Consider the following 13,727-nt stretch of genomic DNA (forward strand, 5'->3'; position numbering starts at 1 on the left):
TCCTCATCGCGATCTGCTCATCTGCTCGGTAATGCCGCGGGCGACGGCCGCGACGATCTGCTTGTGGGAGGTGGACAAGCCTTCCAACCGGTCCGGGGAACCGTGCTCACGCACCTCCGCCACGATCCTGTCGAGCAGGACAGGGCGGTATTCCGCCGGGAGGAGGTCCTCGCGGGCGATCCGATGACCGAGAGCCACGAACTCCCCGGTGGTGACCGGTTGGCCGTCACGGCGCTGCCTCTTCAGCTGCAGCCCTTTTTCCAGGGCATGGACCATCAGTTCACCGAGAGCCAGGCACAACCTCTCGTCGTTCTTCCGGTCCCCACTGATGAACGGCTCCACGGAAAGGTGGATGCACACCGTGTAATACACGCGCAACAGATCGTACGAGAAGTCACGGGAACTGCGGAGAATCACCTTGTCGTCGATCCAGGTCCGCAACGCTTCACGGGCGACCGGGGTGCGCAGCCAGGCGGTGATGTCCTCCAGGCTCCGGTCGCAGCCCAGCGCTCCCGTCACATGTTCGGACCGCAGCTGGCGGGCACCGAGCGCCTGCTTCCGATCCGCGTCGGCCAGGGAAAGCAGGGTCGGCAACTCCGGATGAGCGCTTGGCGGCGCCGGCAGGTGAGGGGCTCCGCGGAAGGAATCGAAATCGCTGAAGAGGTTGCGGAACTCCTTGTCTCGCGTGTTCTCCACCGGCACCAGGCCGGTACGCAGCAGGAAATTGAGGTATCCCACCAGGACCTCCCTGGGAACCTCCCGGAGCCGGCCGATACCGTCGAGAGCGGCGTCCCCCAACTTGGCGAACTCCCTCTCGGACATCTTCGGCGGGGCGACCTGCGGCCATACCTGCTGGTAGAGCACCAGTTGCGGGTCGGCGACAACCCGGCGCACGAGAGTGAGGTCGGCGTCGTGGGGTTCCGCCGTTCGCGGTTTCTTCGCAGCGGCCAGGTGCTGTTTCGCGACGTCCACCAGTTCCTCCCCGAACAACTCCGCATGCCCGCGGACCATCCGGGCCAGGGCATCACCAAAGGTGAGGGCACCGGTGGGTGCAGGTTCTTCAAGCAGCTCCACCACGGTCTGCGGCGGGAGACCGGACGCGACCAACCCCTTGGTCAGGATCGACCACGCCGAACCAGGGGACGCCTGCTGCGTGTCCGGGTCTGCGGGGTCGATGACGGTGATGCCTTCCCGACGACGCAACGCCTCCTTGTCCGCGTCGGGGACGACGAGCACCGGCCGGGGCAACCCAGGTAGCGGGGCCGGCAGAGACTGGGCCCGCTCGAACGTCGAGAAGCGCAACAGTTTCCGCGATTCGCCCGGAGACAGCGTCGACGACAGAGCCTGCAGCCAGTACACCGCCTCGTTGGCGTTGCGGACGGTGAGGACGGGCGTCGAGAAGTCCTCGACGAGGACATCCTGCAGCCGGAATAACGCGCCGCTACGGTCCCCTAACATAGTGGTGACCATCGTCCACGCCACCGACAGATCCGTCAGTGGCCCCGGGCGGGGCTCCTGCAGCTCCGCATCCAGCTCCACCGCATCGACCGAGGCGATGCGGAAAGGGGTCTGCAGATCCGGGGAACCGTAGAGGTTGATCGGGTACTTCGCCGCGAGCGGCTCCGCAAGGACATGGTCAATGAACGCATGGGTGAACACATTGCCCGGCCTGCCCGTCGCGTCCTTGCCGGCGGGCACGGACTGTATGAACAGGCCCATGTCCTCCAACGGGAGGTACTCGAAACGCCGTGGCAGGTCCGCGATCTCTGCGGCACCGATGAAATCGTCCACGGGCATCGTCGGTACCACGCTGGTCGGCGCGTACTGCACGACCAGCTGCTCGTCGGCCTGCGTTGCAGCCACCGACGGCCCCGTGTGCCAGCCGCCGCCACCCGCACGGTTGCGGAAGGAGGCGTACGTGACGTGCGACCAGCGTCGCTGCTGCTCGGTCACTGCGACTGTCCCTTCAGGTACGCACGCCACTGATCCAGCGACAGCGTTCCAGACACCGGGTCGATGACCGCCGTGACAGGCGTACCCGGCTTGTGGTCACCGCGGGAGAACAGCCGCAGGAAAACACCCTGCGGAGTGTCATCGAGGATAGAGGGATCGACCTCCCAGAACTCCTCCACCGCGTTCGGGTGCAGACGCCGGGAGTTGATGCCGGGCAGGAAGTCGGGGCCCTCCGGATGCTCCCCCACGATGCGCCGTGCCTTGACCTCGATGCCGTCATTCGGCTCCAGGGGCAGACGACCGTGCTGCATACGCAGGGTGAACTGGCGGGGCGTCTGGTCCTCCCGGTCGCTGTAGACGACCAGACCCATGTGCCCGTTGTACGGTACAAACTCGTAGTGGAACTGCTGCAGACCGTCGTAGTGGAAGACGTCCGGGTCACCCCAGATCTGCTGCCCCTCATAGACGCGGGAAGGGACCAACGCGATGTCGCCGGCTGCGGGCAGCCGCAGGCGCATGCCGCCCTCCTGCTCATACGTCTGGCGGTGGATGGATGCGATGTTCGACCCCAGTTCATCCCGTCGCGGCCCGATCTGGTGCCCGGTCCCCGGCTCGCCGAAGACGACGGTCACCTCGTGTGCCTCCTCCGGCCAGCCGAAGGTGAGGAACTGGTTGTTCACGCGCTCGTACAGCGTCGGGTTGGTGATCCTGCCGACCCGCACACGCGAGTGTGATCGGCCGACCTTCGCCTGGTTGCCCACCACGCTGACCGGGGTGAGGAACACGGAGTACCAGTCCTCCGGCCAGTCCACGGTGCAGCTGCTCATGCCGCGTTCGAGGTCGTTGGCCCAGTCGCGCTGTGCCAGTCCGAAGGAGTCCAGCTGATCCACCTCGACGACGCGGTCCTGCAGACCATCCGTCGGGGCCTCCTGGGTGCGGTAGATCCGCACCTCGCCGGAGTCGGGGTTCTCCCAGCTGATGTTGAATCGGGTATCGAAGCCGTCAAACACCTCGTCCACCGTGATCGGCACGTCGAGGACCTCTGCATTGACGTAGACGGTAAACTCCGCCGAGCGTGCCGACGCCCGCTGCTCGCCCGCGATGAGGACGTAGCGTTCGGCGACGAACTTGTACTCCTCACCCTTGTACTGCGGAGTGAAGCGGAAGCCCTGCAGGTTCTGCGTATCGACGGCGATCTCATCCCGGCGGGTCACCCGCCGCGCCGTGGCCTTCACCGCAAACACCGCCACCCGGTGCGTGTGCTGCAGCGGGGCCCACTGACCCTTCACCTTGGAACCGGCGACGGACAGGTCGATATGGTCGATGGGCCGGATGTAGGCGGCCTCTGCGAGCAAGCGCGGCTCGCTGCGTAGCGCGTGGGTCTCCGAGGTGCCCTCGTGGAACCACACCTGGTAGTGGCGGTACGCCGTGGTCAGCGGGTCGCGGTCGACCCATCGCTCGCTCACGGTCACCGCCCGCGGCTCGCCGGCGTCCGGGTCCCGATCGAACTCGACCTCGTCACTGACGACGCGGTACAGCCTGACCAGCCCGTTCCCGACGGCGTAGGAGGGCAAGTTCCACTCGAGGGCGACGGACCCGTCATCCTGCACACGTGCCAGGAGGCCCGCGCCGGGGAATTCGTAGACATCAGAGAATCCGTCGAGGAGTCGGAACTCATGCGGCTGGTAGTCACGCAGGTCCGGGTCGATACACTCTGGTTCGGGCTCGGGCTCAGGTTCCGGCTCGAGGTCGAGGATCTCCTCGTACTCCTCCTCCGTCTCCGCGTACTCCACCGGCTCGATGGCCAGCGTCGGCACATAGAGAGAATCATGAGACCCGATGACGTCGGTGTTGTCGGTCAGAGCGAGGGCACGCACCTGCTTCAGGGCCTCGGCCCACACCAGCAGCGCCGGGTAGTGTCCGCCCACATCCAGTTCGCTGTGGTCCTGAGCTGCGGCGATGAGCTCCTCAGCCGTGGGCAGGGCTGCCTCGTCGTATCTCGTCCGGGCGGTCCCCCGCCACGTCTCGAAGGCAGTGAGAATCTTCAGTTCGGTCGACATCTAGAACTCTCCCGTTCCTGGAAGTTGGTGCCGCGGCTGCGGGGTAAGCATGGTGGGCCGTTCCGGGGACTGGAAGTCCTCGGAGACGGGCATACCCCGCAAGATGTCCTCGCTGAGTGTCGCACGCTCGGGGCGTCGGAAAGCAACATCGCCCTGGAACGCCGGTCCACCGATCTGGACCAGCACTTCACTGACACCGATGGCATCGAACGTATTGCTGTTGCGGTCATAGGTGCAGTAGGTGGGGTCCAGGTCCAGGACACCCTCGACGCGTCCTTTCTCCGTGGCGATCTCACCGTTGAAAGCGCCGACGATGCGCACCTGATCAAGCGGCATCCGCGGCGACGCGGTCTCCTGCTTCCCGGCGCGGTAGATCTGCAGCGGGGAAAGGATGTTGGCGTTATTTAGCCGGGAATCATCCCGCAGCTGGCGTGTGATCGACCGCCACTTCTCCTTGCCACGGTCACGCTCACGGAAAGACCCGCCACTGACGGTGTCCGCCAGCCGGGCCAACGCCCCCTGGCTACCGCGGCCGGAGGTGAAGAAAACCTCGCTGACCGAGGTCTTGCCGTTGCTGCGTGCCTCGGACGTCTGCATGGCCTGTGCCAGGCCCCCGAGCACATAGTCGTTGAGCCAGCCCTCACGGTACAAGTCCCTCCGGAAGGTGTCCGCCAGGGCATCCACCGCAGCACACCCTGGAGCGGCCTCCGCGAAAACCACCGATTCCGGCATGGTGTTCACAGGGATCGTTGATTCGACGCGGGGGTGCCGGATCCTACCGAAAGGCTCGTTGAGCAGAGCACCGATCATCTGGGAAGTCGACAGGAACTGTCGGTAACCGACGTCCAGGCGCAGCAGCGCCCGGTCCGTCTCCCGCCGGTTCACTCGCGCAGCCTCCAGCTCGGACACAACGGTGCGGCGACGGTGCCGAAAACGGATCTCGTCCCGTGTCTCAAAGGCGACCTGCGTCATCCAGCAGAGGATCCACAGGCCAGCCCAGACACCGAACATCCACCACTTCGTGGTAGCGGACGCAGCGTTGAGGTTGGCAGCCCAGCCCCACAGGAGTTCGTCGAAATACTCTGTGCGAAGGTTCGCCGACCCCCAGAGAGCGGCGAAGATGACCAGCGAGGACATGAACACCCAGCCCAGCCAGCGAAAGACGCCGGCAGCGGCACCGGTCTCCTCCACCTCAGTCCGGTGGTTTTCCAGCTCGGAGATCCGCTGGCCCAGGGCCGTGCGGCGCTGCTCCAGACGGGACCGTCTGTCCACCAGCCCGCGGCCGAAGAAATAGGCGAAGCTCTCGGAGTTCTCCTCCTGCCACTGCTTGAACTCGCCGATCACCCGGCCGACCTCACGCTGACCACCATGCCGTTGATCGGAGAGGCGACGCTCGTAGTCGGTGACACCCAGCAGGTCATAGGGGGCGATGTCCCCACCCCCCACCGTCGACTTCACCTCAACGGGTAGATCACGGCCGAAGTTGGCGTCCGGTCCGGGGATGACCACGCTAGCACTGGGTGCCACCCACACATCCCCCTCGGCGTGTTCACGAACCACCCGCGGATACGAGGTCTCGGTACTCTCCGCGATATGGCGCGGAGAAGCATCCAGCAGCGACATAGCCGTGTTCGCGTACGCGGCCCACAACGTACCCAGCTCCCTGGTCGCCTCCAGTCGCAGGGTCTCCTGACGTGGACCGCGCTGTGCCTCGACCTCGGCGGTGCCGCCGGATTCCGCCCGGTAACCGCCGACGTGCGTACGGGATCCTTTGCCGTAGATGGTGGACTGCACAGTGTCGTCGAGAAGCGAACGGGTCTCACCCTTGAGCTCCCGCAGGAATCTTGCCGGCGTGTTGATCATGCCCTTGGCCCACACCCGGAGAAACTTCCCCAGTGCGCTTGTCGACTTCATGTGGCGGGTCTTCTCCGCCATCGCATCGGCGCGTCGGCCCTCGATCCGCTCATTGAATTCGGCGAGCAGATCCTCCGCGGCGTTCTCGGTGAAAGCAACGGGGTCCTCGGTGTACTGGGTCACCTGCCCCGGGCGGTTGAGCTGGGGCAGCGGATTGTGGGAGGTGTCGAAGATGCGGGCTTTGAGGCGCGCCTGCACCTCCTGCCCGTCGATACGCCGGTAGAAGGCACGGACCATGCGGAAGGTGCCCCCACTTGCTGGCTCAAGGCGTGCCACCGGAGCACTGCGGCTACCCTCCCACAGACCGAAGAGGCTGGCGATACCTGCCACGCAGTGCAGAGTGAAACGGTTGTCCAGGGCATCGAAATGGAAGGGCACGGTTGCCGCTTCCGGGCCTGGTGAATCCTCCGGGGCGAGGAACAGGTTCGTGTAACCACGCAGCGTGGGAAGATCACCCTCGAGCGGTGCATCCACCGCGGAAATCATCAGGTTGGTGCGCTCGATGCGCGGCCCGGTGAGGATGCTGTCGATGGCGTCAAGGAGCTCCTGCAGCTCAACGCTGCTGATGGCACCCTCGGTGAGACCGACAACGTTGATGACGCCCAGGTGCAACCTGCCGATGTTCAGCCGTGCGACCAGCGTGTTGAAGGGCTCACGGGTAATTTGCGGGGTGCCGTCCTCGCACAGACTCAGGTAGGTGACCTCCGAGGACGAGGACGCGAACGCGTCGGCATCCACCCAGGCAAGATCCTGGATCAGCCCGGTGGCGGTGAAGTCCTCCAGGGTCTGACGAATACCGTGCGAGATACGCCCCCGGCCCACGAACACGGTCAGCGTGGTGTCAGGGTTGAGCTGCCCGTCCATCAGAATTCACCCTCACCCGGCATCGACGGGGCGCTCGACGAGGATCCACTGGCGAACGGGGAGGTCGGCATGAGAGTGCGCTGTGCCGACGGCGGGCCCTGGCGCTTGCACTCCTCCAGCACCTCCGCGACCCGGGCAGTGGCCTCAGCCACGTCAATGGCCAGGTCGGCGAAGGCGGGCACACGAGACGCGAGCTCACGGTCGGTGATGTCGCCGTAGGGACGGTCAGCGTCTGCGGTCCGAAGCTGTCCCGCACCAAGGCGGGAGCTCGGGATGTAGGCAAGAGCGATGGCGTGCTGCTTCTCCAGCCACTCCTGGGCAGCGGCGAGTCGTGCCTCGGGCGACGCGCCGGGCTCGGTGCCCGGAATCATATGGATGTCACCGGACTTGCGCTCGCCGCTGTACAACCACTCATGGAGAAGTCGCTGGCCGCGGGTGGTACGGCCCGGCTGAGAGGGATTGGGCTCCGCGTCCCACAGCTGACGCAGCAGCATGTACGGCTTCACGGAACCGAAGACCGGCTGCTCACCGACCCGCGCCCAGGCCAGGGAGATGGACTCCAGCAGGTTCGGCAACCAGTCGAGGGTCTGCCGGAAACGGGAGACCGGGGTGAGCTGCGGAGCATCGAAATCCTGCCAGTTCCCGGTCTGCTCATCAAAGATCTGCACCGGGGTGGTGTCGGAGGTGTCGAGTGTGCCCGGGGAGTTCACATGACCGGTGAGACGACCGATGTACCAGCCGAGGACCATCGCCTTGCGGTCAGCGTCGGACAGGGGAAGCGCAGCTGCCAAGGAACGGGCGCGACGGCCGTGCCAGAATTCCACTCGTGTGCCGGTGGTCTGACGCCACTGCTTCTCGATGGGCGGCAGAAGCGAGTCGAAGACGATGGGCGCGTAGTTCGGGTAGGAACCGAAGATGTCGATCGAGCGCTCCTCCCCCTGGTTGGTCAGCGCCTTGCCCAGCGGCTGCGTCACGTCCGACGGGTGGTGGTTCGGATAGTCACGGACCGCCTGCTCCAGCATGCTGCCGACCTCATCGCCACCGAAGGGGATGCGCGAGAAGTTGAAGTTGTAGGAGACCTCCTTGCCGTAGATCGCCTGAACCAGCTGAGAGTTGATCTGGGCCAGCGGCAGAGCGTACGTCATGGCCTCGCTGAACTTGCTCAGCACCGTCTGGCGACGCACACGCCGCTCGTGCTCGGTCAGGGTCGGGGAGGTGACGAACTCACGCAGAGAGCTGGAGATGAACTGCTGGAAGGAAAAACCCGGACGGCGGATGTACTGGCGAGCGCGATCGAGAATGTCGTTGGTGCTGATCTTGAACTCGAACCGCGCCGGGCGCGGATCACGGGAGACACCGGGATTGTCCGGGTCGCGGCTGAGCTCACGGGAGACCCACACGTCGAGCAGTCGGAGCAGATCGCCCGGGGCCTTCTCCGAACCGGAGAGGGACTGCCAGTCACCGCTGACAACGCGCGAGGCGGAAGTCTCCAGCGCCCGCTTGTAGTCGAAGTCCTGGTCCTCCTCCGTCTTGGCGGACTGGATGATGTCAGCAACGAACTGATCGATGAAGGAGTCGACCTCGGTGAGGAAGACCTCGTTCGCCGCCTGGCTGAAGCGCTTGGGCACCTCTACCTGGGTCTCATCGGGCCACAGTGCCGGGACATCCGTCTTGAGTTGGGCCACGCCCAGGTTGACGTCGCTGGTCAGCTCACTGTGCTTCTCCAGCTCGACGTGCGCCTCCTGGATCTGCTTCTGCAGAGGATCGATGAAGTTACGGAGGAAGTCCGACAGCGCAGACTCCAGGCGATGCGCGATATGCCCGACCGCGCGGCTGTAGATCTGCGGGACGGAGGAGGAGACGATGTCCTGGACATAGCCGGAGGTGTCGTCGATACGCCCGCGGTTGTTCTCCAACGCCACCCGCTGCTGCTCATGGAGCACTACTGCCTGGTTCGGCATTGCGGAGTACAGGGTACGCAGATCCCCGAGCGTCGTGGTCGCGATCTGACTACGTATCTGCTGTAGCAGGGCGGAGCCGTAGGGCACGCCGTACTTCGCGATCTCATCCTTGATCAGGCCCAGGAGGAATGACTGAATGCCGTCCGGACCTGCCCAGGCGTTGACACCCTGGTACAGCTCCCTCTTCGGATCCTGGTCGATCTGCTCACTGACTCCCTGGAGCGTACGGTTGACGTCGAGCACCCACTCACTGCCACGCTTGTTCTGCCCCAGGGGCATCTGGTCACTGATGCGCTGCGTCATAGAACGCGTCCAGTCCTCGATGACCTTCTGGAAAGCGTTGTAGATCCAGTTCCCGGCGTTGCCCCTCTCCGGCAGGAAACCGTTGAGACGGGCATCGAGGGAACCGCGGTTGTTCTCCAGACGATTCTGGATCTGCGTGTCCGCCGGGGACTCATCCGTCGGGTCGTAGTGCCCCTTGAGAAGCCGCTCGACGGACTTGCGGGCCAGGCGCTGCGCGGCGTACTCAGCGTAGCGGTCACGGCCCATAGACAGCTGGGCGTAGCCGAAGCTGCCCCACGGCACGTTCTTCGGCTCGGAAGCTCCCCAGGCGAAATATGTTGAATCAGCGTCGAAGGTACCCCGGTTACCGAGGGTGAACTGCTTGTAGTGGTCCATCGAGCCCTCGTCGGACATGAGCGCGGCCAGTCCACGGCCCAAGGCGCGGTAGACAGTCTCGGGTTTGCCGTCGCCGAGCATGGCGCCGTTCTCTCCGGAGCGCACACCCACCGGGAAAATGCGGCCGACCGGGATGTCATCGTCACCGACGGAGACACCCAGGGCGTTGAACAAGCGCTTGTCCTCCTCGGTGGCGGAACCGAGCTGTGCTGCGACGAGCTCCGCGAACATGGCCAGGGCGTTCGGGTTGGTGCCGGCGACCTGGTCACGCGAGACCTGGGAGAAGATGTCCGGAGTCACCATGAAGAGCGAATTGAGGGAGACCGCATTGCCCTCCAGGCCGGTGAGTAGGCGACAGACGTCAATCGCCATGGATGCACCGGCGCCACCGGCCATGGAGGAGACGACGAAGACCAGCGGCTGCTCCTTCGCGCTCTCACCGCTGTGCACGGTGCGGCCGTAAAGGGCGGCACGCAGATCTGCCAGTTCACGGTCGGTCTCGCCGCCGGAGAGCACGTCCCACGACTTCTTCAGCTCCTGCTGGGTTTCCTGCAGCTTGCTCAGGAACAGCATGCGTCCGATCGAGCGGTACTGACCCGCGCCAGCGGAGATCGGAGTGGTCTCCGTCGCCGGATTCGCCAGAGCCCAGCTGGCGATTGTACCCAGCTCACGACGGTTGGCGAGCTGGTTGGACACAGCGGTGTCCACTGTCGCGTAGCGATCAGAAGAACCGCAGGAAATGTAGCGGCCACCGGCCTCAGGGACATTCGCCAGATTCTTGCCCGGGCGCTCCGCGACCGTCGGCACGTCGACTGAGACGAACTGCCAGGCACGCGGCAGCTCCACGTCCTTCGGGCTGTCATAGCGCTCGGGCAGTCGCTCCGCCAGGGTGGTCTTGAGCTGGTCCATCATGTATGCCAGTGTCTTTGCACCGGAGCCACCACAACCGACGACGAGAACTTTATGCATTATCTTTCCTTCTGATTAATCACAGATATCTGACGTCCGCGTGGACGCATTCCAGGAGAACAGTAAAGGGGACCCCGTTCATGAAGACGTCACAGTAGAACACTCTGCCGTCTAGCGGGGTAGTGTCAGCTGCCAAAGCCACCTGGTCCGCCGGGGTTGCCGGAAGCACCAGAAGAAGGCCCGGGACCGAAGCCACCCGAGCCAAAACCACCACCAGAGCCACCGGCGCTGCCGGAACCGAACCCACCAGAACCGCCCAAGCCTGATCCGAGGCCACCCGAGCCAAAACCACCACCAGAGCCACCGGGTTTACCGGAAGCACCAGAAGAAGGCCCGGGACCGAAGCCACCCGAGCTGGGGCCGCTGTCACCTGGGGTGAAGGTGCCTGCTGATGGAGAGGCCGACTGGTCCGGCTTCTTCAGCTGCTCAAACAGCCTGATAGCCCGGTCCGGGGCATTCTGCATTATCTCCACAGTCAGGCTCTGCCCGCCGTCCTCGAGCGGATGGCGGGCAAGCACGACGAGGTCCATCGACGTGGGGTCGACCGGGTTCGCGGCCAGGAACCAGGAGTCCTGCACAGCGATCGGCAACTTGGCGTGGCCTTTGTACTGCTTGCCCGCACCGCTGATGGACGGGGCCTGCTCGACCAGGGCAACGGGCTCGGCGAAGGGGTTGAACTGGAAACTCCTGACCTTCACTGAGTAGCCGTCCACGTTGAAGCCGGTACCATTGTTGACGATCTGCTGCCTACCGACGACTGCCGGGTCGATCTCCGGCTGAGTGCGTCCCTGATACTTGAGCAGTCCGTCCGCGAGGGTGACCGGGATGCGGACGAAACCCATGTTGTCCTTCGGGATCCTGGCGGTGAACCACCGGACCGCATAGAGGAGAAGAAGAGGAACGAGCAACGCGAGCAGGAGCGCGATGATGAAGGCCAGCGCGAAGTTCGCCCTGTCGATCGGCACGGAGAGGTCGCCCTCGACAGGCACGTCGGCGACGGCCTCATTCGCACCCTCGAGGTTGGTGAGGGCGATGGGCAGGGTCCCGGAAACAAAGCCGTCTCGCAGCTCGCTGGTGCTCAGTTCGACGGGCAGGACCCCCTGCTCGTCCATCTCGAGGACCAGGGCGTTGTCGACGCCGTTGTAGGTGCTGGACACGGCGATGCCGGAGACGCCGTCGGGGATGGCCGAGGCGTCGACGTAACTGTCAGCCGGGATCCATACGCGGCCGGGACCGGCGACGGGCACGTCGACGGTGACTGTCTCCTCCTCTGCCCGGAAGCGAATGGCACCCGGCAGCTGCGGCATGTCACGCTGGGTGATTGCCAGCTGGGTGGTGTTGAGGATCGGACTCAGGCGGGTGCCGGGTGTCTCCCCGTCGCCCCTGGTGGTAACGGTGGTCCGGGCCTGCAGCGTGCCGATGGCCGGGAGCTGTTCGATGGCGTCGAGCGGCAGCTGGAGCTCACCGCTGGAAATATCGGCTCCTTCTGCCAGTAAGACATCACCCGCACCGGTACCGCTGAATGTCAGGTCCACCAGCCCCTCGCCCTCGAGCGGGCGGACACGGCCGTCACGGTCGACGAGGCGCAGGTGCAGCTGTTCGTCGTTACGCAGGTTCAGCCCGCCTCTGGCGTCGTCTCCGGAGATGAACTCGACCTGCAGGTCCGGCTGGATCTCCACCGAGTTGAACACCCGGCCGTCGGCGGCGGATTCGGCGAAACCCTGGAACTGCAGCGCCCAGGTGCCGGCCCAGGAGCCACCGTCGACAAGTGAGAGCGTGCCGTCGGCCTTCTGCACCGGGTCAGTGGTGGCGGACCAGGTGACATCACCGGAGTGGATCTCCCCGGAGCCGGTGTCCCGGAGCGGGATGGTGTCGCCGTTGGGGGAGGTGAGCACAAGGTGGGCGTCGGGGCCGAGATCATCCTTGGCGATGGCCGTGAAACGCACCGTCGAGATCGAGTCGTCGAGGGCGAAGAGGAAGGGGTCCCCGGCGCGGGTCTCGCCGGTGGCCTCGCCGCCGGTGGCCAGTGCCTCGCGGAAGGCCGCGAAGAGCCCGCCCACGTTGTCAGCGGTGAAGAAGGCACCGTTTGGCGGGAGATCGCCGCACGGGCTGCCGGTGCCCTGGGTGATGCCCTGGAAGAGGGAGAAGTCCGAGGGGTTGTGCGGGGCGGACAGTCCGATGCCGATGTTGGTGATGTTCGCGCCGCGCAGCCGGTCCGCGACCCCGCCCGGGGTGCAGAGGGCTCTCTCAGCGGCGTCGGCGCCTTCGGCGGCAGTGAGCGCACCGTCGGTGAAGGTGACCACCATGCGGCACGGGTCCTCCGCACCAGAGCGGGAGAAGTCCTGGTAGGCACCCTCAAGGGCGGACGCGTAGTTGGTGTACTGCTCCGCCGTGCGGTCGCCGAATGCCGCGATGAGGTCCTTGGTCTGATCGGCGGAGCCCTGGTCCAGGACGACCCAGTCCCCGTAGTTGCCGGGGTCCGTCGCGCCGGACTTGTAGTCCTGGCCGAAGCCCGCGACACGCACGCGGGTCTCGAGGTTCTCGTCGCGCTGCTTGGCCACGAGCTCGTCGATGAAACTCTGGGCGGCGGGCACGCGGTGGCCATCGACGTCCGCGCCCGGGGCGTCGGGATTGACGGTGCCGTCGCGGGCCTCGTGGATGAGGCTCTCGGTCTCGTCGATCATGATGATGACGTCGAGCGCACCCCGATCAGCGATGCAGGCTCCAACCCGGTTGAGACTCCCGGTCTCCCCTGACACGTCCTGAGCAAACGCAGGCGGCGCAGCGAACGCCCCGGCCAGGCCGGCCAGGGCGCTCAGAGCAGCCGCACGGGTTCTGTTGATACTTATCACCATTTACCCACCCACTGAGCGATGTTGAAGGCCGACCACATGATGGCGATCAGCAGGACGGCATAAGTCAGCCACGCAACGAGGTTCTTCCATCCGACGGTCGAGAAAAAGCCTTCACCCTTGCGCTTGTTGATCTCTGTGAAGTACCAACCCAGCGCCGTGACGCCTGCGACACCGGCGACAGCCCACGCAACGATGGCGATCACACCCCAGGCAGTGTCCGTCGCCACGTGGTCGCCGAACACCAGGACCCCGTTGAGCACCAGACCGATGACGCCGGCCACCAGACTCGGCAGCAGATGGAGGACCGGCTGTGACGTGGCCTTCCGTACCCGCGGCAGTGCCGACATCTGGAAGGAACCTCCCGGGGAGGGGCCGAAGGACGTACCCGACCCCGCGCCAGAGAATCCTCCCGGCGAACTCCCGAACGAACCTCCGGAATACGGAGTGAATCCTTGCGCCATCTGTTACTCCGG

General features: G+C 65.3%; 6 protein-coding genes. All 6 read right to left on the reverse strand.

The annotated features are described in order from the left end of the window. Window positions 1-3: 3 nt before the first annotated feature. Window positions 4-1,953 (reverse strand): GAP1-N2 domain-containing protein, encoded by a 1,950-nt coding sequence (locus CETAM_RS11675; protein WP_156229003.1) that lies wholly within the window; start codon window positions 1,951-1,953, stop codon window positions 4-6. After that, window positions 1,950-4,013 carry a hypothetical protein gene (locus CETAM_RS11680; RefSeq protein ID WP_156229004.1) on the reverse strand — a complete coding sequence of 688 codons (2,064 nt, stop codon included), beginning with the start codon at window positions 4,011-4,013 and terminating at the stop codon, window positions 1,950-1,952. The genes CETAM_RS11675 and CETAM_RS11680 overlap by 4 nt, the downstream gene beginning before the upstream one ends. Then, complete coding sequence (locus CETAM_RS11685) at window positions 4,014-6,791, reverse strand: hypothetical protein (protein ID WP_156229005.1); 2,778 nt, start codon at window positions 6,789-6,791, stop codon at window positions 4,014-4,016. Beyond that, window positions 6,791-10,399, reverse strand: a complete 3,609-nt coding sequence (locus CETAM_RS11690) for a tubulin-like doman-containing protein (protein WP_156229006.1) — start codon at window positions 10,397-10,399, stop codon at window positions 6,791-6,793. The genes CETAM_RS11685 and CETAM_RS11690 overlap by 1 nt, the downstream gene beginning before the upstream one ends. Window positions 10,400-10,524: 125 nt before the next feature. Next, window positions 10,525-13,254: a vWA domain-containing protein gene (locus tag CETAM_RS11695; protein ID WP_156229007.1), complete on the reverse strand. Its 2,730-nt coding sequence runs from the start codon at window positions 13,252-13,254 to the stop codon at window positions 10,525-10,527. Further along, window positions 13,248-13,601 carry a hypothetical protein gene (locus CETAM_RS11700; protein WP_156229008.1) on the reverse strand — a complete coding sequence of 118 codons (354 nt, stop codon included), beginning with the start codon at window positions 13,599-13,601 and terminating at the stop codon, window positions 13,248-13,250. The genes CETAM_RS11695 and CETAM_RS11700 overlap by 7 nt, the downstream gene beginning before the upstream one ends. Window positions 13,602-13,727 lie beyond the last annotated feature (126 nt).

It is taken from the genome of Corynebacterium comes, from assembly GCF_009734405.1.
Lineage (GTDB): Bacteria > Actinomycetota > Actinomycetes > Mycobacteriales > Mycobacteriaceae > Corynebacterium > Corynebacterium comes.